At 68.2% G+C, this 26,288-nt stretch carries 26 protein-coding genes, 2 tRNA genes, 2 pseudogenes and 1 riboswitch; of the genes and pseudogenes, 16 read left to right on the plus strand and 14 right to left on the minus strand.

From position 1 onward, the window contains the following. The first annotated feature begins 355 nt into the window (after positions 1-355). The 3 genes from ACWDKQ_RS02445 (at position 356) to ACWDKQ_RS02455 (ending at position 1,639) form a co-directional block, all read left to right on the plus strand. Positions 356-709, plus strand: a complete 354-nt coding sequence (locus ACWDKQ_RS02445; RefSeq protein WP_450136982.1) for a PIG-L deacetylase family protein — start codon at positions 356-358, stop codon at positions 707-709. Beyond that, the gene (locus tag ACWDKQ_RS02450) at positions 706-1,329 is read left to right on the plus strand and encodes a maleylpyruvate isomerase N-terminal domain-containing protein (protein WP_450136983.1); all 624 of its coding nucleotides are present in this window, start codon (positions 706-708) and stop codon (positions 1,327-1,329) included. Before ACWDKQ_RS02445 ends, ACWDKQ_RS02450 begins: the two co-directional genes overlap by 4 nt. Positions 1,330-1,477: 148 nt before the next feature. Next, positions 1,478-1,639 carry a hypothetical protein gene (locus tag ACWDKQ_RS02455; RefSeq protein ID WP_450136984.1) on the plus strand — a complete coding sequence of 54 codons (162 nt, stop codon included), beginning with the start codon at positions 1,478-1,480 and terminating at the stop codon, positions 1,637-1,639. A gap of 187 nt (positions 1,640-1,826) precedes the next feature. On the opposite strand, the gene ACWDKQ_RS02460 is transcribed toward ACWDKQ_RS02455, so the two are convergent. From ACWDKQ_RS02460 to ACWDKQ_RS02490, 7 genes are all read right to left on the minus strand, one after another. Further along, positions 1,827-2,759, minus strand: coding sequence for a heme o synthase (locus ACWDKQ_RS02460; RefSeq protein ID WP_450136985.1), 933 nt, complete (start codon positions 2,757-2,759; stop codon positions 1,827-1,829). Further along, positions 2,756-3,154 (minus strand): DUF3817 domain-containing protein, encoded by a 399-nt coding sequence (locus ACWDKQ_RS02465; RefSeq protein ID WP_450136986.1) that lies wholly within the window; start codon positions 3,152-3,154, stop codon positions 2,756-2,758. Before ACWDKQ_RS02465 ends, ACWDKQ_RS02460 begins: the two co-directional genes overlap by 4 nt. A gap of 274 nt (positions 3,155-3,428) precedes the next feature. Then, complete coding sequence (locus ACWDKQ_RS02470) at positions 3,429-4,523, minus strand: LLM class flavin-dependent oxidoreductase (protein ID WP_450136987.1); 1,095 nt, start codon at positions 4,521-4,523, stop codon at positions 3,429-3,431. 51 nt (positions 4,524-4,574) lie between these two features. Then, positions 4,575-4,745 carry a SidA/IucD/PvdA family monooxygenase gene (locus ACWDKQ_RS02475; RefSeq protein WP_450136988.1) on the minus strand — a complete coding sequence of 57 codons (171 nt, stop codon included), beginning with the start codon at positions 4,743-4,745 and terminating at the stop codon, positions 4,575-4,577. A 133-nt stretch (positions 4,746-4,878) separates the two neighbouring features. After that, a complete protein-coding gene (locus ACWDKQ_RS02480; protein ID WP_450136989.1) occupies positions 4,879-5,067 on the minus strand; it encodes an MbtH family protein in 189 nt (62 codons plus the stop codon). Positions 5,068-5,186: 119 nt separating this feature from the next. Further along, a complete protein-coding gene (locus ACWDKQ_RS02485; protein ID WP_450136990.1) occupies positions 5,187-9,911 on the minus strand; it encodes an amino acid adenylation domain-containing protein in 4,725 nt (1,574 codons plus the stop codon). Between the two features lie 91 nt (positions 9,912-10,002). Then, entirely contained in the window at positions 10,003-11,358 is a 1,356-nt protein-coding gene (locus ACWDKQ_RS02490) for a GNAT family N-acetyltransferase (protein ID WP_450136991.1), read from the minus strand. 307 nt (positions 11,359-11,665) lie between these two features. Here ACWDKQ_RS02490 and ACWDKQ_RS02495 point away from each other — a divergent pair, with 307 nt between their 5' ends. Together ACWDKQ_RS02495 and ACWDKQ_RS02500 are read left to right on the plus strand one after the other, a co-directional pair. Then, complete coding sequence (locus tag ACWDKQ_RS02495) at positions 11,666-12,628, plus strand: hypothetical protein (protein ID WP_450136992.1); 963 nt, start codon at positions 11,666-11,668, stop codon at positions 12,626-12,628. Positions 12,629-12,640: 12 nt separating this feature from the next. Then, positions 12,641-13,090, plus strand: coding sequence for a hypothetical protein (locus tag ACWDKQ_RS02500; protein WP_450136993.1), 450 nt, complete (start codon positions 12,641-12,643; stop codon positions 13,088-13,090). A gap of 182 nt (positions 13,091-13,272) precedes the next feature. Here ACWDKQ_RS02500 and ACWDKQ_RS02505 read toward each other — a convergent pair whose 3' ends face one another. Further along, positions 13,273-13,572 (minus strand): DUF2218 domain-containing protein, encoded by a 300-nt coding sequence (locus tag ACWDKQ_RS02505; RefSeq protein ID WP_450136994.1) that lies wholly within the window; start codon positions 13,570-13,572, stop codon positions 13,273-13,275. Between the two features lie 143 nt (positions 13,573-13,715). Between ACWDKQ_RS02505 and ACWDKQ_RS02510 the strand changes: the two genes are divergently transcribed. After that, positions 13,716-14,831, plus strand: coding sequence for a polysaccharide pyruvyl transferase family protein (locus ACWDKQ_RS02510; RefSeq protein WP_450136995.1), 1,116 nt, complete (start codon positions 13,716-13,718; stop codon positions 14,829-14,831). Positions 14,832-15,121: 290 nt separating this feature from the next. Here ACWDKQ_RS02510 and tenA read toward each other — a convergent pair whose 3' ends face one another. From tenA to ACWDKQ_RS02525, 3 genes are all read right to left on the minus strand, one after another. Continuing rightward, on the minus strand, positions 15,122-15,832 hold the full coding sequence (gene tenA, locus ACWDKQ_RS02515) for a thiaminase II (RefSeq protein ID WP_450136996.1): 711 nt from the start codon (positions 15,830-15,832) through the stop codon (positions 15,122-15,124). 261 nt (positions 15,833-16,093) lie between these two features. After that, positions 16,094-16,891 (minus strand): bifunctional hydroxymethylpyrimidine kinase/phosphomethylpyrimidine kinase, encoded by a 798-nt coding sequence (gene thiD / locus ACWDKQ_RS02520; protein WP_450136997.1) that lies wholly within the window; start codon positions 16,889-16,891, stop codon positions 16,094-16,096. Next, a riboswitch (TPP riboswitch) is annotated at positions 16,879-16,974 on the minus strand. It overlaps the preceding gene by 13 nt. 47 nt (positions 16,975-17,021) lie before the next feature. Continuing rightward, a complete protein-coding gene (locus ACWDKQ_RS02525; protein WP_450136998.1) occupies positions 17,022-17,318 on the minus strand; it encodes a hypothetical protein in 297 nt (98 codons plus the stop codon). A 160-nt stretch (positions 17,319-17,478) separates the two neighbouring features. Between ACWDKQ_RS02525 and ACWDKQ_RS02530 the strand changes: the two genes are divergently transcribed. From ACWDKQ_RS02530 to ACWDKQ_RS02560, 7 genes and pseudogenes are all read left to right on the plus strand, one after another. Then, entirely contained in the window at positions 17,479-18,219 is a 741-nt protein-coding gene (locus ACWDKQ_RS02530; RefSeq protein ID WP_450136999.1) for a hypothetical protein, read from the plus strand. A 241-nt stretch (positions 18,220-18,460) separates the two neighbouring features. Next, positions 18,461-18,703 (plus strand): hypothetical protein, encoded by a 243-nt coding sequence (locus ACWDKQ_RS02535; RefSeq protein WP_450137000.1) that lies wholly within the window; start codon positions 18,461-18,463, stop codon positions 18,701-18,703. 101 nt (positions 18,704-18,804) lie between these two features. After that, a pseudogene (locus ACWDKQ_RS02540) lies at positions 18,805-19,116 on the plus strand (ISKra4 family transposase); the annotation flags it as partial. A gap of 198 nt (positions 19,117-19,314) precedes the next feature. Further along, on the plus strand, positions 19,315-19,512 hold the full coding sequence (locus ACWDKQ_RS02545; RefSeq protein WP_450137001.1) for a hypothetical protein: 198 nt from the start codon (positions 19,315-19,317) through the stop codon (positions 19,510-19,512). Between the two features lie 129 nt (positions 19,513-19,641). Beyond that, positions 19,642-21,273 carry an AMP-binding protein gene (locus ACWDKQ_RS02550; protein ID WP_450137021.1) on the plus strand — a complete coding sequence of 544 codons (1,632 nt, stop codon included), beginning with the start codon at positions 19,642-19,644 and terminating at the stop codon, positions 21,271-21,273. 48 nt (positions 21,274-21,321) lie between these two features. Then, positions 21,322-21,984 carry an oligoribonuclease gene (gene orn, locus ACWDKQ_RS02555; RefSeq protein WP_450137002.1) on the plus strand — a complete coding sequence of 221 codons (663 nt, stop codon included), beginning with the start codon at positions 21,322-21,324 and terminating at the stop codon, positions 21,982-21,984. Between the two features lie 111 nt (positions 21,985-22,095). Beyond that, positions 22,096-22,168: transfer RNA gene (locus ACWDKQ_RS02560), tRNA-His, on the plus strand. 105 nt (positions 22,169-22,273) lie between these two features. On the opposite strand, the gene ACWDKQ_RS02565 is transcribed toward ACWDKQ_RS02560, so the two are convergent. Then, positions 22,274-23,419, minus strand: coding sequence for a L,D-transpeptidase (locus ACWDKQ_RS02565; RefSeq protein WP_450137003.1), 1,146 nt, complete (start codon positions 23,417-23,419; stop codon positions 22,274-22,276). A gap of 341 nt (positions 23,420-23,760) precedes the next feature. On the opposite strand from ACWDKQ_RS02565, the gene ACWDKQ_RS02570 reads away from it, so the two are divergent. Next, positions 23,761-23,833 (plus strand) — tRNA-Lys (locus tag ACWDKQ_RS02570). Positions 23,834-23,927: 94 nt separating this feature from the next. Here ACWDKQ_RS02570 and ACWDKQ_RS02575 read toward each other — a convergent pair. Further along, positions 23,928-24,347, minus strand: a complete 420-nt coding sequence (locus tag ACWDKQ_RS02575; RefSeq protein WP_450137004.1) for a tyrosine-type recombinase/integrase — start codon at positions 24,345-24,347, stop codon at positions 23,928-23,930. A gap of 62 nt (positions 24,348-24,409) precedes the next feature. On the opposite strand from ACWDKQ_RS02575, the pseudogene ACWDKQ_RS02580 reads away from it, so the two are divergent. Together ACWDKQ_RS02580 and ACWDKQ_RS02585 are read left to right on the plus strand one after the other, a co-directional pair. Beyond that, a pseudogene (locus tag ACWDKQ_RS02580) lies at positions 24,410-24,529 on the plus strand (DUF1622 domain-containing protein); the annotation flags it as partial. Then, positions 24,526-24,726 (plus strand): hypothetical protein, encoded by a 201-nt coding sequence (locus ACWDKQ_RS02585; protein WP_450137005.1) that lies wholly within the window; start codon positions 24,526-24,528, stop codon positions 24,724-24,726. The pseudogene ACWDKQ_RS02580 and the gene ACWDKQ_RS02585, both read left to right, overlap by 4 nt. Before the next feature lie 335 nt (positions 24,727-25,061). Here ACWDKQ_RS02585 and ACWDKQ_RS02590 read toward each other — a convergent pair whose 3' ends face one another. Continuing rightward, positions 25,062-25,619: a GAF domain-containing protein gene (locus ACWDKQ_RS02590; protein WP_450137006.1), complete on the minus strand. Its 558-nt coding sequence runs from the start codon at positions 25,617-25,619 to the stop codon at positions 25,062-25,064. Positions 25,620-26,288: the final 669 nt, after the last annotated feature.

Consider the following 26,288-nt stretch of genomic DNA (forward strand, 5'->3'; position numbering starts at 1 on the left):
TGCTCTCCGCTGTCGCGGAGTGACCCGTTGATGATCAGCAAGCCTAGTACCGCCAAACCCCGTTCAAGCGGGATTCACGGAGTTTGACGGCAGCGCAGCGAAAGCGGTTCCCCGCACCGATTGCTCCGAACCGGTGAGCAACGGCCCGTGAGCGCTCGCAGGGCTATCGCACCGAAACGCACTCTCGTGCCTTGAGCAGCCGAAACAGCAAGTTCGGTTGCGGTCGACCTCGGGCCCGGAAAAAAGGGACTCACCAAAGCGATGATTCCTGCGGAGGACCAGAAATTGCGTGGCCAGTTGTTCTGCGCAACCCCAGAATGAACTAGTACCAACGGAACTTTGGGAGGATGACGCGATGGCCGACGCCCTCAAGCCCATGCCGCAGGACTGGCGCCGCGCAATGGCCATCGTCGCCCACCCCGACGACCTCGAGTACGGCTGCTCGGGCGCGGTAGCCGCCTGGACCGCGAGCGGCCGGGAGGTCGCCTACCTGCTGGTGTCGCGCGGCGAGGCGGGCATCGAGGGGGTAACGCCGGAGGACGCCGCGCCGCTGCGCGAAGCCGAGCAAATCGCCAGCGCCGCCGAGGTCGGCGTGCGATCCGTGGGAGAGGAGCACGCCCGCGGTTTCCTCGAAGCAGCCGTCCACGAGCACGCCGACCGCTTCGGCGGCCGGGCGTGCGTGACCTTCGAACTGATCGGAGAAGCATGATCATCGACGCCTTGGATCAAGCGTGGCGGGCCTGGGCCGAGCTGGGCAGCAGCCTCGACGAGACACGGTGGCGGCGGCCGACCCGGTTGCCGAGCTGGACCGTCAAGGACGTCTACGCCCACCACAGCGGATTCCCGGCCGGGACCGGCGCGGCCTTGGACGCGCCGGAAGCCGAGGGACAGGTGACCCACAACGACGCAGCCGAGCTTCTCGCGTTCATGCAGCAGTCCGGCGGCGTCGCCGAGCAGAATGCCGACCTCCTCCGCGACCAAGCGACCGAGCAGGCCGCAGCGACCTCGACCGGCGAGCTGGTCGCTCAGTTCACCGAGGTGGCCCCGAAGGTCGTCGCCGCGTTGCGGGGCGCCGATCTGAACCAACGCGTCGACTACGGCGGTGTTGCCGTGGTGCTGGCGGGCGAGGCGCTGCGGATCTTCGTGATGGAGGCGGTGGTGCACTACTTCGACATGGCCACCGCGCTGGACCTCCCGATGCCCGGGCCGATGGAGGGCGAACCGCTGCGCGAGGCGGTGCACCTGCTCGCCGCCACAGCGGATCCGATCGCCTTCGTCGATGCGGCCACCGGGCGGGGCGCACCAGGCATCTTCCCGATCGTGCGCTGAACGGTTCCGCTGGTCATTCCCATGAGTGGTTTCGGGCGCCACCGCGCGCCACCGCGCGCCACCGCGCCCGAACCGATCACGACATCTACCAGGTGAAACAGCGGTATGACGGCGGTATGACAGCGAGTGGCAGCAGGAGCATCGCGGCATGAAGGTGAGTGTGAGCCTGACCGACGAAGACGTCACCTTCGTCGACGAGTACGCCCAGCAGAAGGCGCGCCATCGCGGTGGCGGCAACCGCATCGCAACGCTGTCGCAGAACACCCTCGCCAGGCTGGAGAGCGCCCTCCGACTCCACCTCCGCCTGTAGTCGACGGGCCGCGCCTGTAGTCGACGGGCCGGGTGCTGGGCGAAGCGAACGGCCTCTCCACCCCTTCTAGCGAGATGAACGGTCCGTTCACCCCCCTCCGCCCGAAAGCCCGGAAGAAGCGAACGGCCTGTTCGCCTCCTCCAGCGAGACGAACAGGCCGTTCGCGCCAAACGTGATAGGTGCTGCTTCAGCCCAGCACGGGCAGGCCGACGGCGGCGTCCACCGCGATGGCCACGAACAGCAGCGCCAGGTACGAGTTCGACAGGTGGAACAGCTTCATCGGGTTGAAGGCCTGGCCGTTGCGCACCGCCGCGTGCAGCCGCTGCGCGACGATCAGGAACGCTGCCCCGCCGAGCACCGCGAACGCCACGTACACCCAGCTCGTCACCGGCACCAGCAGCAACGTGCAGCCCACCGTGGCCCAGCTGTAGGCCAGGATCCGCGCCGACACCTGCCGCGCGGTGGCGACCACCGGCAGCATCGGCACCCCGGCGCGCGCGTAGTCGTCCTTGTACTTCATAGCCAGCGACCAGAAGTGCGGCGGTGTCCACAGGAACACCACGCCGAACATCACCAGCGCGGGCCACTCCACCTTGCCGGTGACGGCGGCCCACCCGACCACCACGGGCATGCAGCCGGCCGCGCCGCCCCACACGATGTTCTGCGAGGTCCGGCGCTTGAGCACCAGCGTGTAGACGAAGACGTAGAACAACAGCGCGGCCGTGGCCAGGATCGCCGCCAGCAGGTTCGCGCCCAGCCACAGCAAGGCGAACGACACCACGCCGAGCACGATGCCGAAGACCAGCGCGTTGCGGCGCGGTACCTCGTAGCGCACCAGCGGGCGCTTCTTGGTCCGGTTCATCACGGCGTCGATGTCGGAGTCCGCGACGCAGTTGAGGGCGTTGGCGCTACCGGCGGACATGGCGCCGCCGAACAGCGTCACGATGACCAGCCACAACGACGGGACACCGCGCTGCGCGAGGAACATCGCGGGAATCGTGGTGACCAGGAGCAGCTCGATGACACGTGGCTTGGTCAAGGCCAGGTAGGCGGCCACCACGCCGCGACGACGACCGGCGGTCGGCGCGGGCTGCGAAGCGGATTCCGGAGCGGCTGTCATGAGGCGTGCGATTCCTCCGACTTCGCGACGCTGTGCGGCGCGGTGATCGGCTTGCCCGCCAACCGCAGCTCGTGCCAGTGCGTCACCTTGCGCTCGGCGACGAACGCGCCGAACGGGATCGTGCCCGCCAGCAGCACCAGCAGCATCCGGCCGATCGGCGCGCGGAGCTGGGTGGTGGCGATCACCGCGACCAGCAGGTACACCATGTACAGCCAGCCGTGCGCCACGCCGATCCGGAAGGTCCACGTCTCACCGAGTTGCTGGGTCGAGGAACCCTCCGACCACAAACCGACGAAGTGGCCGTACTTGAGCACCATCGCGGCGCACAGGAGGATCAACAGCACCGCGGTGACGTACGCCATGATCCGGTAGAAGGCCAGCACACCAGGCTTCATGCCAATCCCTCAATCCCGCCTCGTGCTTAGAAAGACCGGTGTCAATAGACCGTACGCCACGGTCCCGAGCGCCTGCGTCGGACCTCGGGCAAGAGTGGCGGCGCACACCTTGAGAACTTGTTCTAGTGACCGATTTCCGTAGCTGGTCCCGCAGCGGAACCCTCAGACGCTCCTGGTCCGGGATCCTCCCGAGACGACCCCGAGAACCCGCGGGTAAGCACCTCTCATGCGTGGGTCAATCGGCTTCGCCGCTTCAAGGACAACTGGCGAGCGGCTAGATCATCCGGTACGCCTTGCCAATCAGTTCGAACGAGTGCAGCTTGCTGTCCCGATCCGGCACGTTCGCGGTGAGCATCAGCTCGTCGACCCCGGTGCGTTCGCGCAGCTCGTCGAGCCCGGCCCGAACGGTCTCCGGAGCGCCGTAGACGGCGTCTGCCAGCCAGCTGTCGATGAAGCTTTGCTCCAGTTCGGTGTACGGGTACTCGCGGGCCTCTCGGCGGGTCGGCTGCTTGCCGGGCATGCCCCGCCGCAGCCGCAGCATGCTCAGCGCGACGGGACGGATGATGTCCAGCGCTTCCTCGTCGGTGTCGGCTGCGACGGCCTGCACGCCGATCAGCACGTACGGCTCGGCCAGCACTTCCGACGGCTGGAAGGACTGCCGGTAGAGCTCCAGCGCGGGCAGCGTGTTCTGCGCGCTGAAGTGGTGCGCGAAGGCGAATGGCAGGCCGAGAGCCCCGGCCAGCTGCGCGCTGAAGCCGCTGGAACCGAGCAGCCAAACCGGCGGCATGGGGCCGTGCGGCACGGACTGGATCGCGGCGTACGGGTGGTCGACGGGGAAGTTGTCGTGGAGGAAGGCGATCAGTTCGCCGAGCTGCTGCGGGAAGTCGTCGGCGGACAGCGGCCCGGTGGTGCGCCGCAGGGCCCGAGCGGTGGCCTGGTCGGTGCCCGGTGCGCGGCCGATGCCGAGGTCGATGCGGCCGGGGTGCAGCGCCTGGAGGGTGCCGAACTGCTCGGCGACGACCAGCGGCGCGTGGTTCGGCAGCATCACGCCGCCGGAGCCCAGGCGCAGGCTGGTGGTGTGCGCGGCGAGGTGCGCGATCACCACGGCGGGCGCGGAGCTGGCGATGCCGGGCATGCCGTGGTGCTCGGCTACCCACAGCCGGTGGAACCCCCACTGCTCGACGCTGCGGGCGAGCTCGGTGGTGGTGCGCAGGGCATCCGAAGGGCTGTGCTCGACGCCGACGGTGGACAGGTCGAGCACCGACAACGCCACAGGCGAGTCGCCACGGGCCAAGCCCTTGATCGGGTTGTCCTGCTCTGCGGTCGCACTGCCCGACTCTGTGTGCTCCGGGGACGCATCAGTTTCCATCAGTGCCTACAACCGCACCCGGCCGAACACCATTCCCGCTGTGCCCCACGATTACCCCTGGTGCCACCCGAACGCGGCCTGGCACTCGAAGAAAACGCCGTCGAGGCGGTCCACTTCGGACGCGGTGCGGTTGTGCTCCTCGATGGCGATGGCCAGCGCCAGGTTGGACGGTCCGAAACCGATTGCCAGCACGTCGTGGTTTCTCTCGTTGACCGCAGCCACGTTTTCCCCTCAGCTCGCCGGCACCCGTTTTTCGGGCACCCGGATTTGCCGACGTACTCGTCGTGCAGCACGAAGTCGACGTCGAACTCGCCGCGCGACTCGTCGTAGCGGCGCACGGTGTAGGTCCGCATGGTCAGCGCGCGGGTCGCATATCGGTCCAGTTCACCTCGATGTGGTCCACGCAGGACTCCCGGCTGGCCGGGCCGTGCGCGATGGTCCACCCGGCGGGCACGGCTATCGCGGCTGGCCACAACGAGTACTGGTCCTGCTCATTGATCAGTGCGTAGTATTCCGCGGCCGGATCCTCGAACGGGTTCGTCATCGTCATGCTCCTTCGGCGTTCGAAGCCTGTTTCCAAACTCGTTCTGCGCAGCCGAGCGGGTGCGAAACCGCACACGCCTCCTGGCCTCCGGGATCCCCGATTCGCCAACCCGCGGATCTTCACCTGGTCGTCCGCGCGTCCGGCGAAGGCTTGTCCGGGTCCTGCGCGACCTTCGCGCCGGACAGCTCGGGAAACGTTCCCGCCGGAGCCGCGCCACCAGCGGCGTCGCCCCATTCCAACATCCGCTGCCGGGCCGCATCGCCCAAGATGTCCAGGCTGCCGACGGGGGCGGCCGGATCCTCGACGGCGGAAGCGAGCAGCCGGACCAACCGCGCGGCCAGGTCCTCGACGGTGCGCCGGGTGAACAGGTCGGTGCTGTACTGCACCAATCCGTCGATGCCACCGTCGGCCCGTTCGCCGAGGCTGAACGCCAGGTCGAACTTCGCCGCCCCGGCGGGTGCGGTGTCCACAGTGGTCTCGAGCCCCGGCAGGTCCGCGGTGACGGACTCGGCCGCGCCCCGGTACGCGAGCATCACCTGGAACAGCGGGTGCCGGGACGGCGAGAGGGCCGGGTTGAGCGCCTCGGCCAACCGCTGGAAGGGCAGCTCCGCGTTGTCGAAGGCGGCCAGGTCTCCTCGCCGCACCCGGTCGACGAGCTCGGCGAAGCTCGGCTCGCCCGAGGTGTCGGTGCGCAGCACGAGGCTGTTGACGAAGAACCCGACCAGGTCGTCGAGTGCGTCTTCGCTGCGACCGGCCACCGGTGAACCTATCGGGATGTCGGTGCCGGCGCCGTGCCGCGTCAGCAGCGCGGCCAACCCGGCCTGCAACACCATGAACACGCTGGCCTGGTGCTCGCTGGCCAGCCGCCGAAGCCGCTGGTGCAAGGCGGGGTCGAGGTCGAAGCGCACCGCGTCGCCCCGGTGGCTGGACACCGCCGGGCGTGGGAAGTCGGTGGGCAGCTCCAGCTGGTCCGGCAGGCCGGCGAGCGCCCGCCGCCAGAACGCCAGCTGCCGCGCCGCAAGCCCACCCGGATCGGACTCGCCCCCGAGCAGTTCCCGCTGCCAGAGCGTGTAATCCACGTACTGCACCGCAAGGTCGTCCCAGCCCGGCTCCGCGCCCGCCACGCGCGCGGCGTAGGCGGTCGACAGGTCCCGCACCAGCGGCAGCGTCGACCACTCGTCGCCGGCCACGTGGTGCAACAGCACGAGCAGCAAGTGCTCGCCGCCGGTCTCGGGGGATTCGGTCGTCGTGAACAACGTCGTCCGGATAGGCGGTTCCGCGGCCAGATCGAACCCCTGCCGAACCGCTGCTGCGAACGCTTCGGCCACCCCGCCGAAGGACCCCGAGTCTTCGGGGTCGCGCAGTTTCCGGGGAAATCGAAGGTTCGATTTCCCCGGAAATTGCGGATCACCGGTGGCCGGAATCCGAACCAGCGTCAGGTCGGGCACGGTGTCGAGGACCTCCTGGCGGGGTTCTCCCAGCTCGTCCGGGAAGATCGTGCGCAGGCTCTCGTGCCGCCGCACGACATCGCCGATCGCCGCCCGCAGCGCCGCCACGTCCAGCTCCCCGGACATCCGCAGCACCAGCGGCAGGTTGTAGGTGGCGCTGGCGTCCTCCAGCCGGTTCAGGAACCAAAGGCGCTGCTGCGCGAAGGAAAGCGGAATGCGTTCGGGCCGCTCCACCGGCCGCAGCGCGGGCCGACTCGTCCCCGCTTCGAGCTGCGCGGCCAGGCGCGCGACGGTCGGGTGGTCGAAGAGGCTGCGGATGGTCAGCTCGGCACCGAGCTCGGTGCGCACCCGCGCCAGCAGGCGCGCGGCCAGCAGGGAGTGCCCGCCCAGCTCGAAGAACCCGTCGTCGATGCCGACCTCGCGCACCCCGAGCACCTCGGCGAACAACCGGCACAGCGTCGACTCGACCACGTCCCGCGGCCCGCGGCCACCTGCCTCTGCGGCGAAATCTGGCGCGGGCAAGGCCCGGGTGTCGAGCTTCCCGTTGGCGGTCAAAGCAATCGCGTCCACGGCCATGAAGGCCGACGGCACCATGTGGGCCGGCAGCCGCTCCGCCAGGTGCGCCCGCAACTCGCTCGGCTCGGCCGCACCGACGGTGTAACCGACCAGCCGCTTGTCGCCGGGCTGGTCCTCGAGCACCACGACGGCGGCCTGCCGCACCTGCGGATGCGCCGCCAGGTTCGCCTCGATCTCGCCGAGCTCGACGCGCAACCCGCGCACCTTGACCTGCTGATCGGCGCGGCCGACGAACTCGATGCCGCCGTCCGCCCGCCACCGACCCAGGTCGCCGGAGCGGTACATCCGGGTCCCGGGCGCGCCGTGCGGGTCCGCGACGAACCGCTGCGCGGTCAGCCCGCGCTTCCCGAGGTAGCCCCGGGCCAGGCCTTCGCCTGCCACGTACAGCTCCCCGACCACGCACGGCGGCACCGGCTGCAGCAGTACGTCGAGCAGGTACACCCGCAGGTCGGGAATGCCGCGGCCGATCAGGCTGCCGTCGCGCCGGGCGACCGCCTCGCGGTCGAGCTCCGCATAGGACACGTGCACGGTGGCCTCGGTGATCCCGTACATGTTGATCAGTTTCGGCAACCCGGGGCGCCGGTCGTACCAGTCGTCCAACCTGGCCAGTTCCAGCGCTTCGCCGCCGAAGATGACGTACCGCAGCGCCAGCTCGGTGCCCGGCGCCTCCCGATCGGCCTGGCTGAGCTGGTAGAACACCGAAGGCGTCTGGTTGAGCACGGTCACGCGCTCGCGGGCGACCAGCTGCAGGAACTCCTGCGGCGACCGGCTGACCTCGTGCGGCACCACCACCAACCGGCCGCCGTGCAGCAGCGCGCCCCACAGCTCCCACACCGAGAAGTCGCACGCGTAGGAGTGGAACAACGTCCAGACGTCGTTGCCATCGAAGGAGAACCACGGCTCGGTCGCGCTGAACAGCCGGACCACGTTGTGGTGCGGGATCGACACGCCGTTGGGCTGCCCGGTCGAGCCGGATGTGTAGATCACGTAGGCGGCGTGCTCGGAGGTCAGCGGGCCCCGCTCGCCGGCCTTCGGATCACGTTGCGAATGCCGGGCGATCTCCTCGACCTCGACCGGATCGTCCAGCAGGATGCGTGTGATCCCGTCCGGCAGTCGTGCCGCGTGCTCGGCGTCGCTGATGAGCAAGGTCGGCTGCGCGTCCCCGATCACGTAACGGATCCGCTCGTCCGGATGCCCCGGGTCCAGCGGCAGGTACGCGGCACCGGCCTTGAGCACCGCCAGCAGCACCACCACCAGTTCTACGGATCTCGGCAGCGCCAGCGCGACGAGTTGCTCCGGCCCGACGCCGTGGTCGATCAGGTGGTGCGCGAGCTGGTTGGCCCGCGCGTCGAGCTCGGCGTAGGTGAGGTTCTGCTCACCGAAGGTGACCGCGACTGAGTCCGGGGTGCGCTGGGCCTGCTCCTCGAACAGCTGCGGCAGCGGCGCCCCCGGGGGCGCGCCGACATCGGCGATCGGCGCGTTCCACTCGTTCAGGATCCGGTGGCGCTCTTCGGCCGAGAGCAGGTCGATCCGGCCGACCGGGGTGTCCCCGGCGCAGTCCGAGAACTGCTGCAGGAACCGCAGGAACCGCTCGCGGTGCGCGGTCAGCTCCCCCTCGCTGTAGCGCTCGGGGTTGGCGTCGAACTCGAAGCGCAGGTCGCCGCCGGCGTTGTACACCGCGATGGTCAGGTCGTCGACCGGCCCGGCCGCGAGGTTGTGCACGGTCGCCGGGCTGTCGCCGAAGGCGAGCTCGTAGTCGAAGGACTTGATGTTGATCACCGGCCCGAACAGCGGCTGGCCCGAGCCCAGCAGCTTCAGGTCGCGGCGCAGGTCTTCGCTGCGGTAGTTCTGGTGTCTGCGCACCTGCCGCACAGCCTTGACGACCTGCGCGATCAGCTCCGCGCGCGTGGTGCCGGGGGCGATCCGCAGCCGCAACGGCAACACGTTGACGACCATGCCGGGCACCCGCAGCGCAGCCGACCCGAGCCGCCCCATCACCGGTAGCCCGAGCACGACGTCGGTGGCCCCTGTCATCCGGTGCAGGTAAGCGCCGAAGGCTGCGATGAGCGCATCGGACCAGATCGCCCGGCTTGCGGTCGCGGCGAGGGCCAGGGCATCGGCCGCGCCGGAGGCGTCGGCCTGGCGGTGGAAGGTGTGCGCGGTGGCGCTCGGATTTCGGGCCAGCGACGCGACATCCGGTCGGTCCGCGAACTGCTCCCGCCAGAACTCCGCGTCCTGGACGAACTTCGGCGACTCCCGGTACTCCCGTTCCGCATCCAGCAGCAAACGCAGCGAGCCAAACGGCGACGGCCCGGAATCCGCCGAGCTGTACAGCTCGGATACCCGCCGGATGAGCAGCGAGAAGCCGTAACCGTCGATGGCGACGTGGTGGATCCGCTGGTACCACCACCAGCGCTCGTCACCGAGCTTGAGCAGCGCCGCGCCCCACAACCGGCCGCCGTCGGCCCTCGACCGCGTCAGCTCCACCGGTTCCCGCAGGTCGGCGCGCATCCAGGCGAGCGCCCGCACATCGGGATCGGCGGCGCCCGAGCAGTCGATCACCGGGGCGTCGAAGCCGTCGGCCTCGTCGATGGCCTGCCGCGGCTCGCCGGCGTCGTCGACCACCCGCATCCGCAGCGCCTCGGCCTCCTCGACGACTCGCCGCAGGGCCGCCACGAAACGGATGGGCTCCACCGGCCCGTGGATCTCCACGTATTCGGCGGTGTTGAAGATCGGGTTTTTGCGGTCCAGTTGCTGCGCGAACCAGATCCCCGACTGCGCGGCGGACAACGGCAACTGCTCGTCAGCACGACCCGGCATCGTTCTCCCCACGATCGACGAGCAAGTAAGGCTTACCTTACTTATGATTCGATCCGGAGTACAGCTGCTCACCGCATCGACCGACGTGGGACTACTCACCCGGCGCAGACCGGGCGAACACCATCAGCGCGGAATTCTTTTTCGGCAACCCCACCTCCGCAGCCCACTCGAACCCGGCCTTGCCGAACGCGCACACCGAAGCTCCATTGTGGACGTCGGGCTCGGCGACGACCCGGCCGCAGGCCGGATCGACCGCGAGCAACCCTTCGGCCACCGCCCGCAGCAGCGACGAGCCGACTCCGCGTCCGATCGCGTCCGGCTCACCGATGGCGATGTGCACGCCGAGGTCGTGCGGATCATGCGAATAGCAGCGCGCCAGCTTGTCCCGCTGCACCCGGTAGAGCTCCAGGTAGCCGACATCCCGCCCGTCGATGCCGACGATGCAGGGAACAGAATGCCGCCCGGCGAGCTGACCAGCCAGTTCGTCCCGCCACCGCGGCACCGGCCACGCCTGGTTCCAGTTGACCGCGACGTGCTCATTGTTCATCCAGCGGTGCACCAGCTCGACATCCGGCCCGCCGTCCGCGCCCGAGACCCGCACCGGCCGCAACGACCAGCCCTCCCCGAGCTCCGGGATCGGTACGCCCGGAGCGTCCGCAGCGCCCGACCACAACGGGTTGCGCACCTCGAACGGCACGGCCTGCACCCGGATCTCGCCCGAAACCGCGCGGTACCGCAGCCCGGAACCGTTGAGCGCGGCGAGATCGGTCAGCGTCGGGCTGGTCAACCAGTGCCGCACCAGCCATTCCGCGTCCGGATACGCCTCGGCGATTGCCCGCAGCCGATCCACGAGGTCGGCGATCAGGTCCGTCTCGTGCACGACACCACGCCGCCCCAGCAACCCGATGACGGCGAGCGCGCCACGCGTCAGCAGCGCCGCCGTGGCGCCGGCGGCGTCGTCGGGTTTCCAGCCCCGAATCGCGGGCAGCAACCGGCCCTCGACGTGAGCGGACAACCAGCGCCGTGCCTCCGCCCCGTCGGAGACCGACCGGGCGAGGGCGACCAAATCCTCAGGCAGCGCAAGCGGATCGACCGCACTGCGCGGCAAGGCATCCACCAGCCAATCCAGCAGCGTGCCCGAGTCTGCGGCGTTGATCGGCGCGTCGGGCAGCGCGCGGGCGCGCGCATCGGCGGAGCACGCGACGGCGAGCAACGCGGGCTCGGCCACCTCGACCGGCGCGCCGGTGGCGCCCAGGATGTGGATCGGGCCGAAGCCGTGCGCGCCGGTCGGCGAGTCGTAGACCACGTCCGTGCTCAACCGCAGCGACCCGATGGTCAACCGCAGCCGCCCCTCGGCGACCGGGGTGTGCGTTTCGGCCAGCCACCGCCGCAGCAACACCGATGTCCGCTGGTGCGACCGGTCGGCAAGGTTGACTCCAGTCGTCACGCCACGCTCCCTAGACACCGCGAACCCGTACGCGAGCGGAGCCTAACCTAACCACTCGATCTCGTGACAGTGCTTCACACCACTGCCGTACCCGCCCCAATCGGCCCCGTGCGTCACCCGGCGAACGAAACGAGCACAGTGGACGAACACGTGTCACGATCGCTGAGAGCAAGGCGATCGTTTGATCGCCTGATCATCAGCACCTGATCCGGTGATGATCGTTGTTTTCCGCTGGGCGAACTAGCAGCATCGCCCCTACTCTCCGACCTATCGAATCAGCCCAGACCGTCCGGAGAGGAGTTCACCAATGGAAGACGCCGACTCCGTCGTGCCGCTCCGGCCGGGATTCGACATCCAGGTACGCGGCTTCAACCGCCATCAGGTCATCGAACACCTGGAACTGCTGGAGGACCAGCTGCGCCTGGTCACCATCGACCGCAACGAGGCCGCGCAGCTCAACTCCGACCTCCGCAAGCTCTGCGACGACACCCGCCGCAACCTCGACACCGCCGAGCAGCGGCTCAAGCAGATCGAGTCTTCCGACACCGGGCTGCCCGCCGCCTCCCAGCGGGTGCAGAACATGCTCTCGATCGCCGAAGAAGAGGTGCAGACCCTGCGCGACCAGGCCAGGAGGCAGGCCGAGATCATCCGGGGCACGGCGGAAACCGAGGCGCGCGAGCTGCTCAACGAGGCCCAGCGGGCCGCCACCGAGCTGCGCAACGAGTGCAGCGAGCTGGTCACCGACGTCGAGGAGCGACGCGCGCGGCTGCACCGCGAGCACGACCAGAAGGTCAGCGACCTGCGCTCCCGGGAACAGCGGCTGCGGCAGAACATCCGCAACGAGTACAAGCGGACCATGTCGGCCGCCCAGGACGAATCTGACCAGCTGATCGACCAGGCCCGGCGGCAGTGCGACCAGTGGAACACCGAGACCGAGCAGCAGCGGTTGGAAGCCCTGGAAGAGATCCGCACCAAGCAGCTCCGGCTGGAGGAGCTGCGCAGTTCGCTTCTGTCCGCAATGGACAAGGCCCAGCGCCTGCTGGACCAGTCCGTCGCAGAACTGAGCGACCCGATTCCGGACATCGCCGAAGAAATCGACCAGATCACGCGGGACCGGAATGTCGAGCAGGTCGAACGGATCGCGAAGGCCGAGCAGCAGCCGGTGCGGCTGCCCGAGCAGCGCGACGACGCGCAGACCTACACCATTCCCATTGAGCGGACGCACACCAACGGCGCCGCCCCGCAGACAGGCCCCGCCAGACAGAACTGATCGGAGCTACTCGTGGATCTGCTCGTGCTGATGTTCGTCACCGGTTTCGCATTGGCCACGCTGATCTTCTGGCCACTGCTCAACCGCGCGAACCGACGCCTCGCCGAGAGCGGCGTCGCCGAACCAGCAACCGCCCCGAAGGGCAGACACGCGCTGCGCACCCCGCCCGCACCGGTCAAGCCGGTGACGCCGACGGTCATCCCCCGACGGCCGAGCACCGACGAGCAGCCACCGGCGACCGAACCCGACACCGAGGCCAAGACCGGGTCCGACGCCGAAACCAGGTCGCAGGCCGAGTCGGAGGCACGCCGGCCGGCGCCGGTCGCACCGCAGCAGCGATCGGCGGAGCCGGCGGAGGTCCCGCAGTTGCCCACGGACCTGTTCGAGAAGCACTTCGAGGCCAAGTTCAACCGCTCCCGCCAGCGCCTGGCCCGCATCCGCGACGAGATCAGCAAGGAATAGAAGAATTCCGGGTCGTTGTGCGAGCCTGTGCGGGTAGTGGTACCTCGGACGGCGTCGCGGTCCGGAATCCCCGACTCATGAATGACCACGTCCGAGAACTCACTGCGCCGCGAGTTGCGCGTGGCAGGAAGCGGCTGACGCCGCTCGCCTGACCTTCGCATGATCATCGCCACTGTTAATACTCAGTCGTTCGTCCAGTTGACCTTGAGCTCGTCGCGCTGACCGAAACGCTCGAGGTGGCGGCCGATCACGTCCTGCACGCGGTCGAGCACCTCGGCGTTCTCCGCCTCGGCGTGCAGGGCGAGCACATCCGGTTCGTTGACCAGGAGGCCGGGTGCCCACGCCGCTGTCGGCGGCCAGGGTGATCCGGATGCCATCGGGTTCTTCGGACGCTGCGCACTCGCGCCCAGGTGCGAGGACAGCCGCTTCGCGTAGCCGACCGGCTTGTCGGTGCCCACCTTCGCCTGGGATCGGATCGTCAACACGCCTTCAATGAAAGTTAGCGCACCCTGATTGGTACCTACGGTGGCGGCGGGGGTGCGAGACATCACCAAGCACGGCGGTTGGGGCCTCGTCGTTGCTACGTTCGAAAGGGACTCGGCACCCGAAGGCTGGAGCCCCACCGTTGACGAAGCCCCCCACCGTCTACCTCGTCGCCACCACCGGGCACCCGAACTACGGGGACGAACTGATCGCCGCCGCCTGGTTGAAGCACCTGGCACGCGTCGCGCCGGACAGCGAGATCTGGGTGGACTGCCCCAACCCGGGACCCAGCGATGTCCTGCTCGGCCACTTGCATCCGCGCGTCCGGTTCACCGACACCTTCTGGCGGCTGTGCTGGGAGGCCCCGTCGGACGGGCCGTGGGAGGTCGCGTCGTTCGTGCAGCACGCGTTCAACAACCCGGGGCTGGCGCCGCGATGGGTGGCCGGCATCGAACTGGCAGCCCGGGCCGACCTGGTGCACATCGTCGGCGGCGGATTCGTCAACGGCATCTGGCCGCGGCACATCGGCCTGCTCGCGGCCGCGGTGGCGGCGACGCGCCGCTCCGGCGGCCGGGCGGTGATGACCGGCCAAGGGCTGTCGCCAGTCGCCGACGAAGCGGAACCGCTGCTGCGAAACCTCGCCGCGCAGTTCGAGGTCGTCGACGTGCGCGACGAGCCGTCGGCGGCGCTGTCCAGCGCCACCTCGCACACCGGCGACGACATGTTCTTCGGGGTCGAACCCGGGCTGTACCGGGACGACGACCTGCGCGAGGTCATGGTGTGCCTGCAGTCGGACCTGCTCGACGATTCCGTGCCCGCGCTGGCCGGATTCCTGTTGGACACGCTGGGCGAGTGGGGCGTGCGCCCCGAGCAGGTCGGCATCGTCGAAGGCATCCCGCGCGTGGACCGCGAGGTCTTCGCGCTGGTGGAACACGACCTGCCGGGCGCCCGCTTCTACCCGTTCTCCGAGATCATGGCCGACGGGCTGCCCGCGGCGGGCGGGCAGCGCTGGCTGTCCAGCCGATTCCACCTGCACCTGATGGCGGCCGCGGCCGGAGCGCACGGGGTCGCGGTGTCGATCAACTCCGGCTACTACACCAACAAGCACCGGTCGCTGATCGACTGCGGCTCCGGCTGGACGCTCAGCGAAGGCCTGCGGATCCCGGCCATGCCGACCAGCGGTGGATTCGCCGCCAATGCGTTGCAGGAACTCAAGCGGGGCAAGGAAGAACTCGCGAAGAAGGTCTACGGGGGCTGACCTATTCGTCGCCTTCGACGAGATCCTGCTGCTCCCGACGGCGGTCGGCGAGGTAGAACGGCGCAGCCGCTAACACGGGCACCAGCATGCCCGCCAGAACGATCAGAAGAGAATTGCCCACGGTCGTCGAAACTCCGTCTACGGTGGGAAGAACCCACACCCAAGTCCTCGCCCGGACGGGCGTCTCGATGGGAGCATCGCTTCGAACCGCGATTCGTTACGGGCCCATTCGGGCACCGGATCACGCCAGGCCGAAGTGCGTTCTTCCCACCCTGCAACGGGTTTCGCGATTACTTTAGGAATCGTGAAGTCTGCCACTCCTCCTTGATCCAAGCGCTGTTCCAGAACAGCCACTCGTACTCAGTCGCTCGGGTGAACGCGTCGAGCATCCGCTGCCGCGTCTCGGCGTCGACGCCCTTGGTGACCCGGTCGGTGAGGTCGCGCGCGGTCAGCACCGCCTCGGCGAACTCGTCGTCGGCGTAGGTCTGGATCCACGCCCGGTACGGGTGATCTTCGGCACCGCCGGTGGCTTCCAGGATGGTGGTGCCCACGTGCTGGTACACCCAGAAGCACGGCAGGATCGCCGCCAGCAGCACCGGATACGACTCGGTCAGCGCGGTCGCCCGCAGGTACGAGGTGTAAGCCAGGCATGACGGGGACGTGTCGATCCCGGCGATCTCGGCGTCGGTGAGGCCGAACTCCGCGACGTAACCGGCATGCAAACGGCGCTCCTCGACCAGTGCGCCCTGGGACGCACCGGCCAGGAACGCCGCGTCCTCGGCGTTGTCGGCCCGCGTCGCGGCGGCCGCCAGCGCCTGCGCGAAACCGACCAGGTAGCGCGCGTCCTGCACGATGTAGAACGCGAACCGGTCGCGGTCCAGGGTGCCATCGGTGAGCGCGGTGTTGAACGGGTGCTCGACGATCGCCTGCTGCAGATCGGCGGTGAGCGCCCATGCCTCGGCGCAGAAACCGTCGGCGGGCGGAGCGGGCAGCTTACTCATCAGGACCTCTCGTCGTATGCGCAACCCCGGTGCACTGCTGGGTGCCGGTGCCGCTTTAGAACCAGTTCTTCTATGTCTTCGAAGCGCCGGAAGCGCTTAGCCCACCTGTGCGAACTTGCACCGCCGCGGGTTCTCAGACGTCATCTGGCAAGGACTGCCCCGAAGCCGGTCATGCGCAAATCGGGGGCCCCAAAGTCCAGGCGATGTCTGAGGTTGCGCCACCCGCACCGCCGCGCGAGGCGAGCCCGAAACCGGAAACGGTCACCACCAGTGGTGGAAGTGGTGCACCGGGCCGTGGCCGTGGCCCACATCGAGCCGGTCGGAAGCGCGCAGAGCCTCCGTCAGGTACTCCTTGGCCTCGCGCACCGCTTCGAGCCAGTCCGCGCGCTGCGGGCGCAGCGCCGCTATAGCGGCCGACAGCGTGCAGCCGGTGCCGTGGTCGTTGGTGGTCACGACGCGCTCGCTGGAGAGGAATTCGGCGATGCCGTCGCCGTAGAGCAGGTCCGAGCTGGACCGGCCGTCGAGGTGACCGCCCTTGAGCAGCACCTGCTTCGCGCCCAACCCGGCCAGCCGCTCGGCCTGCGCGGGCATGTCGTCGGGGTCGGTGATCTCCGGCTCGCCCAGCAGATCGGCGGCCTCGGGCAGGTTCGGGGTGATCAGGTCCACGCGCGGCAGCAGCTCGTCGCGCAGCACGCTGACCGCCTCAGGCGCGAGCAACCGGTCACCGCTCTTGGCGACCATCACCGGATCCAGCACAACGCGCGGCAGCGCGTAGCGGTCGAGGACCCCGATCACCGCGCGGATCACCTCGGCGTTGGCCAACATGCCGATCTTGACCGCGTCCACCCGCACGTCGTCGAGCAGTGTGACCAACTGCGCGGTGATGAACTCCGGCGGCACCTCGTGGACCTCGGAAACGCCGGTGGTGGTCTGCGCGACCAGCGCGGTGATCACGGACATGCCGTAGGCGCCGTGCGCGGAGAAGGTCTTCAGATCGGCTTGCACACCGGCGCCGCCGCTGGGGTCGGTGCCTGCGATGGTCAGCACATTGGGAACCATGACGTCCCTCCGCTAGTACGAGCTAGGTCAGGTTCAACGGGTCTGTTCTCAGCCCGGCAGCCCGGGCACCCCGCGTCACTGCCACCAACCTAACAACCGGGGCCGCCGCGCGACCACGCCCTCGGCGTCCTCAGTCGATCAGGCCCACCACCACGCCGGCGGTGAGCACCTCGCCGGGCCGCACCTGGTGCCAGAGCGTTCCGGTGGCCAGCGCCGAAACCCACCCGATCGTCGTGCCGCAGCAGTCGTCGGCGACCTGGACCTCCGCCACCCGATCGCCGACGTGCACCCGGCTGCCGTCCGAGACCAGCCAGCACACCAGCACTCCACGTGCCCGACCGTGACCGGCCCGCTGTCGCCTCAACTCAGGAAAGTGCACCTCGGTCATCCCCGCCCCCTCGGTGATGGCTTCAGCATTGCCGCGCATGCGCCTCGCGACAAGACCGCCCGGCCGCCGAGCGGTCGGTGCCTGCTCCGATAGGCGCACGGCCGCTCGCCCGGCGCCCGGCACAGCGATCGAATTCACACCATGAAGGCCCCCACCGGCAGGCCAGCCAACCCTTCGTCGCGGACTAAAGTGGTTGATGATGGAAACCACGACCGATGCCCCGAGCTTCGCCCGTTCCCGCCGGCAGCCCCGGCCGGAGGATCCCGCCCGGATCTGGGCCCCGCTGGCGGACCTGACCGAAGCCGCCGTGGCGGCCGCCGGTTCGGGGACGGTGGCGATCACCCGCGGATTCGACCGCAACAGCAGGCAGCGCGCGAATGCGCTGCGCGAGTTGCTGAACCGGCGCGACGTCGCCGCGGTTGAAGTGACTCCGGCTCCCGGCAGCGACCGGCTGCTGGCCGACGCCGAGATCACCGCGGTGGTCAACCTGATCGGCGCCGGATCGTGGCAGCCCTACCGGGTGGCCGCCGAGCTGCGCGCCCCGGTGCTCGCGCCGAAGCCCGGCGACGGCCCCGCCGAGGAGGTCAAGCGGGACGTGATCGCCCTGGCCGGCGACTCCGGCCAGCGTGACGTCGCGATCTCGCACGTCGCCGTGCGCGCCGAGGACCCTGCCGGCAGCCGGCTGGTCCTGACCTTCGACGGTGAGCAGCTGACGGTGCCCGGCGGCTGGCTGACCATGACGGTGCAGGGCGGCAAGCTGCAGGTTCAGGTCGGCGGCGCGGACATCCCGGAGCGGACGCTGACCACCCGCGAGATCCGGGTCGAGGCCTTCGACGCGCCGCACCGGCTGGTGCGCGACGAGCTGCCGATCGCCGACTTCGAGGAAGCCGCGGTTACCTTCACCGCCGAACCGAACGGCCTGGTGGTCCGCCCGGTCTGAAGACCGGCCGCCCCCGCCGGTGTCCGCAGTTTCAATTGGGTGTGGCTCTTTTGCTCTCCGGATCAACCACTACCGGTACTTACTAGGGGAGCTGTGGTCGGGGGGTTCGGCGGGCGGTGATCATGAAAGGGGCTCCTTCTGACTACGTGGTGGGCGTCTGACGTCCATCAACGTAAAGAAGGAGCCCTGTGGCAGGTACGCGAACCACGATGTCGCCGGAGCGTTCGAATCCTCTCGGGCGGTGTTCGGGTCGATCATCACGGAGCTCGGCGCCGTTGACCGTGGCATCACGCATGGCGAGCTGGAAGAGCCGCTGACCGAGCGGTCCCGGCAGTTGATGCGCCGGCTGCTACAGAAACATCTTGATCTTCGTGCGGTGCGTGAGCACCCGGTTCCCGGTGGCGTGACCGGCCCCGAGGGCATACAGCGCACTCTCCTGGAGCGGGTCGCCGGCGTGGTCTGGCCACGGTGTTCGGGGAGGTGACCGTGACCCGGCTGGCCTACCGGCGCCGGCTGAGTGCACTGTCCATCCCGCGGACGGCGTGCTGAACCTGCCGGCCGAGATGCACACGAGGCGACCCGACCCCGACGCAACGCAAAAACGCCGCAGCCACGGTCACCTACCTCACCCGCAAAGCCCAAGTCGGCTACCTCGACTACCCCACCGCCCTGACCCACGGCTGGCCCATCGCCACCGGCATCATCGAAGGCGCCTGCCGCCACCTCATCGCCGACCGCATGGACATCACCGGCGCCCGCTGGAAACCACCCGGCGCCGAAGCCATCCTCCAACTCCGCGCCCTCCACACCAACGGCGACTTCAACGACTACTGGACCTACCACCTCACCCAAGAACAACAACGCAACCACCCCACCCGCACCATCCCCCGAGCATGACCTACCCCCAAAAGCGCCACACCCAACTGAAACTGCGCCCACTCTGCGTATTGCACTCCTTACCGGGGAGTGCGCCAGAAGCTTTCGGGTGACTTATGCGCAGAACCGCCGTCACGGTGCGCGCCCAACTGCGTCCCTCGATCAACAACCGCGCGCGGGAGGCAAAGCGCGAGGACAGCAACAGGGAGGCTGGGGATCGTGGAGCCCGCCAGGCAGTGGCACGTGAGCTGCCGCGATGTCACCGGCAGACGCCGGGACATGTCAGTGTTGATCAATCAGGGGAACGTGGTCGTGATCGCTCCACCGGGTGAGACCGCGGTGCTTTCCCCGCTGGAGGTCGGCAGACTGCGCGCGGCCCTGCGCGACGCGATCGTGGTGGCCGCCGAAATGGAGTGAATCCCCTCGTGAGCGCGGTGGCTGCGGTCCGCCGGCCGCCGCGCTCACGATCGCAGTCTTTCCCCGCAAGTCGGCTCGCGGCGATATCTACTCCCGGTAACCTGGCGACCGAGAGGTGACTGCGTGAGCATGTTCTGGCAACGATCAGCCGCGCTGCTCCGGCGCGGAACGACCGGCCTGCACACGGTGTCCGTCCTGTGCAAGCAGGGCGTGATCAGCCCGCTTCGGCCGGACAAGCTGCTGCGCATCGTCCTCGCCTGGCGCCGCTGGGGCATCACCCCGCCGCTGGGCTTCGCCGTCGGCGCGGTGCGCCACGCCGACCGCCCGGCCGTGATCGACGAGCGCGGCGCGCTCAGCTATGCCGAGCTCGCGCAGCGCACCACCCGGCTCGCCAACGGCCTGCGCAACCGGATTCCCCGAGGCACCCGGATCGGCGTGCTGTGCCACAACCACCACGGGCCGATCGAGACGATCGTCGCCGCCGCCAAGCTCGGCATTGACGTGGTTCTGCTCAACACGGGCCTGAGCACCCAGCGGATCACCGACGTGATCGCCGAGCAGCGGGTCGGCCTGCTGGTCCTGGACGCCGAATACCGCACCCACCTGCCGAACCTCCCCGAAGATCTCGAAGCCGTGCTCGCGTGGACCGAAGGCACCACCCGGCACGACACGCTGGAGCACCTGATCGCCACGTCCTCGGCCAAGCACCTGCCCCGGCCGAAGTGGCACTCCCGGGTGATTGTGCTCACTTCCGGCACCACCGGACCCCCGAAGGGTGCCCGCCGCCCCGATCCGCCGGGGCTCGCGCCCGCGGCGTCGATCCTGTCCCGGGTGCCGCTGCGCCACGGAGACCGGATCTTGGTCAGCGCCCCGCTGTTCCACGCTTGGGGCCTCGCCGCGTTCCAGCTCGGCTCCGTGCTCGGCGCGACACTGGTGCTGCGCCGCCGGTTCGACCCTGAGCAGTCGCTCGGCGCGGTGCAGCGCAACCAGTGCACATCGATGTTCGCGGTGCCGGTGATGCTCCAGCGCATCCTCGAGCTCCCCGAACGGGTCCGCGACGAGTACGACCACAGCACGCTGCGAGTCGTGGCGAGCAGCGGTTCTGCGCTGCCCGCCGACCTGGCCACCAGGTTCCAGCGCGCCTTCGGGCAGGTGCTCTACAACCTCTACGGCTCCACCGAGGCGTCCTGGGTCAGCATCGCGACACCGCACGACCTGAGCGCCGCCCCGGGTACGGTGGGCCGACCACCACGCGGGACGACGGTGCGCATCCTCGGCGACGACGGAACCCCGGTGCGCCGCGGTGCGACTGGGCGGATCTTCGCCGGCAACGACATGCTCTTCGAGGGCTACACCAACGGCAGCAGCCGGGAAACCCGCGACGGCCTGATGTCGACCGGAGACCTCGGGCGCTTCGATGTCGCCGCGCGGTTGTTCGTCGTCGGCCGCGAAGACGACATGATCATCTCGGGCGGCGAGAACGTCTATCCGAAGGAGACCGAGGACGTCATCGCCGGCCTGCCGGAGGTGTCCGAGACCGCCGTCATCGGAGTCGACGACGCCGAGTTCGGGCAGCGGCTAGCGGCATTCGTGGTGCTCCGAGCGGACAGTCGGCTGGACGCCGAGCAGCTGCGCGAGCGGCTCCGCGGCAGGTTGTCGAAATTCGCCATGCCCCGCGATGTGGTGTTCCTCGACGAGCTGCCGCGCAACGCCACCGGCAAGGTCGTGCCTCGCGAACTGCTCGCCCGCTTGGAAGCCTGACCGGCAGGGCTGCACGATCACCCCTCGTGTCGAGTTAGGCTGCCTCGGGTGAACGACCGTCTAGTGTGGATCGACTGCGAAATGACCGGTCTCGATCTCGGCAAGGACGCGCTGATCGAGATCGCCGCCCTGGTCACCGATGCCGACCTCAACATCCTTGGCGAAGGCGTGGACATCGTCATCCGCGCCGACGAGGAGAAGCTCGCCGGAATGCCCGACGTGGTCCGCGAGATGCACGACCGCTCCGGGCTCACCGAAGAGGTGCGCCGCTGCACGGTGACGCTCGAAGAGGCCGAACAGCGCGTGCTGGACTACATCCGCCATTACGTGCCGGACAGCCGGTCCGCGCCGCTGGCCGGCAACTCGATCGCCACCGACCGCGGCTTCCTCTCCCGCGACATGCCGCGGCTGGACGCCCACCTGCACTACCGGATGGTCGACGTGTCGTCCATCAAGGAGCTGTGCCGCCGCTGGTACCCGCGGATCTACTACGCGCAGCCGGAGAAGGGCCTCGCCCACCGCGCGCTCGCCGACATCCGGGAGTCCATCCGCGAGCTCGCCTACTACCGGCGGACCGCATTCGTCCCGCAGCCGGGGCCGACCAGCGAGCAGGCCCAGTCGGTGGCGGCCGAACTGCTCGACGGCGATGGCGTCGGCGGCACCGAGAAGGCCCGCGAGGAGTCCGGCCAGAACCCGAAATCCGGCCGCTGACCAGCGCGCACCTGATAAAGCGGAGCCGGTGGAAAACCGGATGACGGCGCACGCTACGATATGAGCGTTGCCCCGGAAGGGGGCCCGAGAGGGCTCGTCCGAGCAATCGTGGTGGGTGTAGCTCAGTCGGTAGAGCACTGGGTTGTGGTCCCAGGTGTCGCGGGTTCGATTCCCGTCACTCACCCAATGAAGAAAGGCCCCGTTCCAGTAGTTGGAACGGGGCCTTTCTTCATCGTCCTCGTGGCCGTCGGGTGGTCGTTCGACCGGAACGACCACCCGCGGTTTCAACTCACTTGTTGCCCTGCACCCACTGGTCCCACGGGACCTGCCAGTCGCCGAAACCGTCCCAAGCGCGCAGGTTCGGACCGCCGGAGTTGGTGATCTGCACGACATCGCCCTTCTTCAGCAGGTCGAAGACCCACTTGGCATCGGACATGCTCATGTTGATGCAGCCGTGGCTGACATTGCGCCGCCCCTGATCGCCCACCGACCACGGCGCGGCGTGCAAGAACTCACCGCCGTTGGAGATCCGGACCGCCCACTGGACCTCGGTGCGGTAGCCGCCCGCCTCGACCGGCAGGCCGTAGGTGGAGGAGTCCATCACCTTCGTGGCGTGGTGCTCGGTGACCACGTGCACGCCGTTGTTGGACGGGAACGACGGTTTGCCCAGCGATACCGGCATGGTCCGCAGCAGCTTGCCGTTCTTCTCGATGGTCATCTTGTGGGTGGCACCATCGGCCTTCAGTACGACCGCGGCGCCGATGGTGATGGTCGCCTGGCGGTCCTCCTCGCCCCAGGCGCCGTTGCCGAGGTCCCTGCCGTACACGTCGACGTCGATCGACACCTTGGTGCCCGGCTTCCAGTACTCCTTCGGCCGCCAATGCACCTCACGGCTGTTGAACCAGTAGAAAGCGCCCTCCACCGCCGGCTCGGTGCGGATCTTGATCGCTTCCTCGGCCTTCGCCTTGTCCGGCGCCGGGGCGTTCTCGCTGAAGTAGAACGCCAGCGGCTGGCCGACGCCGACGGTCTGCCCGTCCAGCGGGTTCATCGACACGAACGTCTGCTTGCCGGGTGAAATGGTGCTGAAGGTGGACTGCTGGGTGATCGCCGGCCCTTTCGCAGCTTGTGCGGTCACGGACAGCGTGTAGGTCTTGCCGTAACCGAGCTTCTCGGTGGCTGCCCAGCTGGCCCCGTCCGGCGCGATGACGCCGGCCATCACGTTGCCTTCCACGCTGGTCAGCGCCGCCTCGACGATCTTGCCGTGGACCGCCTTAGCGCTGATCGGCGCGGTCGGCGAAATGTCCTTGGCGCCGTTGGGCGGTGCCAGCTCCAATGTTGGCGCAGGCGCCACCTCGCCCCCCGAACCGGACCCGCTGCAGCCGGCGACGAGCAACGCCACCAAACCGAAGATCAACATAGTCAGCAGTCGTGACACCCGTACGGGAACCCCGACCGAATTACTCCACTCCCTCATGGGCAACTGTCCGTCCGCTCCGATGCGCCGCTACGCCTGAGAACAGTGTGCAGCAACCCCCCGACAGTGAGTGAAGGGACCGGGTTGCACACATAGGGTGATCTACCCTGGCTGATCACCCTCCATGAGACGCAACACCCCGCCCAGGGTTGCGTCCCCACCCCCACAACCTCACTCGCCCCCCAGAACCGACCCCCCTCTTCGGGCACCCCGCAGGGCCGTGCTAATGTCTTCAACGTCGCCAGGGAGACCGGGACGGAACCGAAAAGGAACCGGGCCGATCAAAGTCTGGCTGACAGCCAGCGCCAATAGCTCAACTGGCAGAGCAGCTGACTCTTAATCAGCGGGTTCGGGGTTCGAGTCCCTGTTGGCGCACAAATGCCCAGGTTAATAGCCTGGGCTTTTGTATGTCCGAGCTTCTCGTACTTTATCCACACAATTCAGTTTGACTCGGTAACGAAGGCTCTTTCTAGCGCCTGAGCGCTTCCCCGCCGACCGCCTCGCGGCCGAGGTACACATCCTGCGTCATGGACGACCGTGAGTGCCCCAGCTGATCGGCGACAACCCGAGCGGTCAGGCCAGCATCATCGAGGATCGTCGCCGCCGTCTTGCGGAACACATGCGAAGTAACCGACGCAAACCCTTCGGTGCCACGAGCGTTGCGAAGATCACGCCGGGTATTCGACGCGTCCCGCAGACCACCAAGGCTGTCCGAAAACACCGGCCGGTCCAGGCCGACGCACCCAGCATGCCGCTTCTTCAGCAGCTCCACGGCCCACGAGGGCAGCAGGAGGGTCCGTTCACCGTATTCCGTCTTGGTGGACTTCCTGATCAAGCCCTTGCCCTTGCCCCGGACCACGGTGAAGTTCACCTGGACGACGCCCTCCACCAAGTCAACGCTCGTCGCGATCAGCGTCGAGGGCGTCCGGCTCGCGCGTCGGCAGAAGCCTCGGCGTACTTGCCGTCATCGTGGCAATCCGCACGTTCCTCAGCTTCTCCCTCGAACTGGAAATCACCGGACGGTGGCCCTGGCAAAACACGGCCGAGGCGTCGTCCGGAACTCGCGAGTGACACAGCGACTGTCCCGAGCCGAACTGGCCCACCTGACCGCCTACAGCCAACGCACGGTGACCCGACTCTCCGGGCGGGCCACCGGGATGATCCCCCTGTGGTACCGGCAAACGCTGCGCCTCGCCGAGCTGCTCATCGGACGACAGGGTGCGACAGCCCAGTCCGCCACCCGAGCGGTCGGCTTAGCCCGCGGGTGAACCTGTCAGTCGGCGGACCCAAACGCACTCTTCTGCTGCATGGTGCGCGTTCGGTCCAATGCGCAGACATGTCGCCGAGCGCGCGAGGTGGGAGCGGGGAGAGGATGCCAACTTATTGTTGCCAACAATTACCCGCAAACGTTCGGCAAACACTGGCCGGCAACGGCTAAATCCGCCTCCTGCGTTCGTGCAGGTAACCAAAGGCCTTGATAGACAACGACAAACGTTGATGATCACGAAAACAAGGTCCACGGGCTCTGGGTTCGATCCCAGGCACTGCAAGGTTGCACCGCCGGAAGCGGCGCTATTAAGTGGGCAAGCCGTGACGGAAGCCGTCACAGTGTGAAGTTATACCAGTGGCCGGGACCATCCCCGCCGGGAGCAAAGTGGTTGAGCGCCGTGGCAGCGCCGAGTGCCACGAGCTCGGGGACTCCGCGTCCGAGCCCAGGGCGGCTGTAGTGCAACGACAGTACACCAAGCGGCCGCGGTCCCCCGTCCAGTAGCGGGTACGAGGCGACGGAGCGGGTTCCGGCGTCGAGAATCGGGGCCAGCGTCGGCTGTCCGACGAAGATCGGGCTGCGGGTGACATCGTCGACAAGAACAGGCGTGCGGGTGACCAATGCCTTGGCGCAGGCGGTGGGACAGCCGGTCGTGATGCTTGCGAAGAAGCTCAGGAACGCGGGCCTGAAACCGTGCTGTGCCAGGATCCGCAGTGCACCCTCTTGCCGATCGTGTACTTGCAGATCGCAGAAGTCAGCACCGCCGCCCGTGAGCGCAGCCCGCAGGATCGCTTCCATGACCGTGGGCTTGTCGGCAGCGCCCAAGAACTCAGTATCGAACAGGACAGCTGTGTGGTCTCCGCCGCGCCGGTATGCTTCGCGCAGCAGCCTCAATCGGGCACTTCGGAGCTCGGCAGCACCGAGCCTTTGATGACACTGTGCACCGTTCACATTGCGTTGGGTAGCATCAGACATACAGCACTCATGACGGGTTGACCGGTTTGTCACATAATGGTAGCCGAAGACAGGCCTAAGCGTCATCGGGAGAAGCGCGATGGAGATCGCCTTTAGCCACGATGAACCCGAAGCTCGCGCCCGGGTGCCGACGGCGAGCACTCGAACGCAAGTTCAACATCGCGGGTGTTCGGTGGCAGGGGAGGTTGCCAGGCCACGCGAGTTGATCACGAGCACCTGGCATATACCGTGGGCTCGGACGTTGCCACCTTGCCCCAGGCTGATCAAGCGTCGCCAGGACGCCGAGGTGAGGGCAGATGCCCCCTTTGCGGGTGAAGACAAAGTCCGATCTCCACACTATTCCCTTGCAAAATAGTGTCGAACGACCGCAATCAATGATCCTTAGATGGCATTTGCGATCGCGATTCACACTGAGCACGGCCGGCATTGAGCAACGTCGTCGTCGAATGTCGCCCCAGAATCAGCGAGTTCGGGGTTCGAGTCCTTGCGTTCTCGTCATCGTATTGAGGGTCTCTCCCTCAAACCCCACGGTGCGGCGGCTTGGTTTCGAGGCCGATATCAGGCAGGGGGCACTTCCGGGCCTGGGTA

This window comes from Saccharopolyspora sp. NPDC000995 (genome assembly GCF_053599315.1).

Bases quoted from the DNA above. Each gene is read 5' to 3' on its own strand.
- ACWDKQ_RS02445 (WP_450136982.1), top strand. From the start codon at position 356: ATGGCCGACGCCCTCAAGCCCATGCCGCAGGACTGGCGCCGCGCAATG.
- ACWDKQ_RS02450 (WP_450136983.1), top strand. From the start codon at position 706: ATGATCATCGACGCCTTGGATCAAGCGTGGCGGGCCTGGGCCGAGCTG.
- ACWDKQ_RS02455 (WP_450136984.1), top strand. From the start codon at position 1,478: ATGAAGGTGAGTGTGAGCCTGACCGACGAAGACGTCACCTTCGTCGAC.
- ACWDKQ_RS02460 (WP_450136985.1), bottom strand. From the start codon at position 2,759: ATGACAGCCGCTCCGGAATCCGCTTCGCAGCCCGCGCCGACCGCCGGT.
- ACWDKQ_RS02465 (WP_450136986.1), bottom strand. From the start codon at position 3,154: ATGAAGCCTGGTGTGCTGGCCTTCTACCGGATCATGGCGTACGTCACC.
- ACWDKQ_RS02470 (WP_450136987.1), bottom strand. From the start codon at position 4,523: ATGGAAACTGATGCGTCCCCGGAGCACACAGAGTCGGGCAGTGCGACC.
- ACWDKQ_RS02480 (WP_450136989.1), bottom strand. From the start codon at position 5,067: ATGACGAACCCGTTCGAGGATCCGGCCGCGGAATACTACGCACTGATC.
- ACWDKQ_RS02485 (WP_450136990.1), bottom strand. From the start codon at position 9,911: ATGCCGGGTCGTGCTGACGAGCAGTTGCCGTTGTCCGCCGCGCAGTCG.
- ACWDKQ_RS02495 (WP_450136992.1), top strand. From the start codon at position 11,666: ATGGAAGACGCCGACTCCGTCGTGCCGCTCCGGCCGGGATTCGACATC.
- tenA (WP_450136996.1), bottom strand. From the start codon at position 15,832: ATGAGTAAGCTGCCCGCTCCGCCCGCCGACGGTTTCTGCGCCGAGGCA.
- thiD (WP_450136997.1), bottom strand. From the start codon at position 16,891: ATGGTTCCCAATGTGCTGACCATCGCAGGCACCGACCCCAGCGGCGGC.
- ACWDKQ_RS02525 (WP_450136998.1), bottom strand. From the start codon at position 17,318: ATGCGCGGCAATGCTGAAGCCATCACCGAGGGGGCGGGGATGACCGAG.
- ACWDKQ_RS02530 (WP_450136999.1), top strand. From the start codon at position 17,479: ATGGAAACCACGACCGATGCCCCGAGCTTCGCCCGTTCCCGCCGGCAG.
- ACWDKQ_RS02550 (WP_450137021.1), top strand. From the start codon at position 19,642: ATGTTCTGGCAACGATCAGCCGCGCTGCTCCGGCGCGGAACGACCGGC.